The following is a 1,104-nucleotide window of genomic DNA, read 5'->3' on the forward strand; positions in this document are numbered from 1 at the left end:
GATGGGTATAAGAGACAGGTGGCCGGTACGCCGGAGCGGGCGTGCGGCGGGAGGAGGCTCCCTGGCCGGGGTGCGGGTGGTCGGGCGATGCGACGCGCCCGGTCGGCCGTGGGGGCAGCGGCGGGCATCGGCATTCCGTACGGGCCCGTTGCGGACGGGCGGCCCCGCGGGCAGCAGGTCGATGCAAGCACTGGACCGGTTTAGTGTCAACCCTCGGGACATCATTCAAGGCGTGGACATAAACCGGTTTACGTCATGGGCCCGGCGGCGCCGGGTGTCACGGCCGGTCGCGGACGGCGGTGACCTCGCCGCTCCCGGCGCCGGCCCGCGCGCCGGGCAGCCGCCGGGCCGGGCCGGTGGAGCCGCGCAGCACCAGCCGGGAGTCCTCGTCCTGCAGATGGGCCGTCTGGTAGCCCGCGGCCACGGCCCGCAGCAGCCGGGCGGCATGGCCGCCGTGCGCCGCGACGTCCCTGCTCAGCGCGGTCACCGGCGGGTGCACCAGCTCGCAGAGCGCGGAGTCGCCCCAGGCGGTGACGGAGACGTCGGCGGGCACCCGAAGGCCCAGTGACTGGGCGGCGGTCACCCCGGAGACGGCGGTCAGATCGCTGTCGAAGAGGATCGCGGTCGGCGGATCCTCCCCGGTCAGCAGGGTGCGAGCGGCCGCCGCGCCCTGGTCGGCGCTGTAGTCGGTCGCCAGCGTGGTGCACTCCATGCCGAGTGCCGGGGCCAGCCTGGCGACCGCCTCCGAGCGGATGGCGGTGTGCCGCAGGTGGGCGGGGCCGCTGACCCTGGCGATGCGCACATGACCCAATCCGGCCAGATGCTCCAGCACCGTGCGCACCCCCGCCGAGTCGTCGCTCCAGAGGGCGGGCAGCCGCCCGGTGCCGATGGGGGCGCCGATCACCACGGTGGGCATGCCCAGTTCCTCCAGCACCGCCACCCGGGCGTCCTGCGTCTGCATGTCCACCAGGAAGACCCCGTCCACCCGGCGCTGCGCCCACCAGGCGCGGTAGGTGTCCAGTTCGGCCCGCTGGTCCTCGGCCACGGTGAACAGCAGCGGGGTGCCGTCCGAGGACAGCTCGGCCTGGATGCCGGAGATCAGCT

At 74.5% G+C, this 1,104-nt stretch carries 1 protein-coding gene; it reads right to left on the reverse strand.

Annotation, left to right across the window (positions count from 1 at the left end):
• Positions 1 to 277 precede the first annotated feature (277 nt).
• The coding region (locus tag AOK09_RS36205) for a LacI family DNA-binding transcriptional regulator (RefSeq protein WP_055591414.1) at positions 278 to 1,104 on the reverse strand (827 nt) is incomplete at its 5' end.

Source organism: Peterkaempfera griseoplana, from assembly GCF_001418575.1.
In the GTDB taxonomy this organism is placed as follows: domain Bacteria; phylum Actinomycetota; class Actinomycetes; order Streptomycetales; family Streptomycetaceae; genus Peterkaempfera; species Peterkaempfera griseoplana.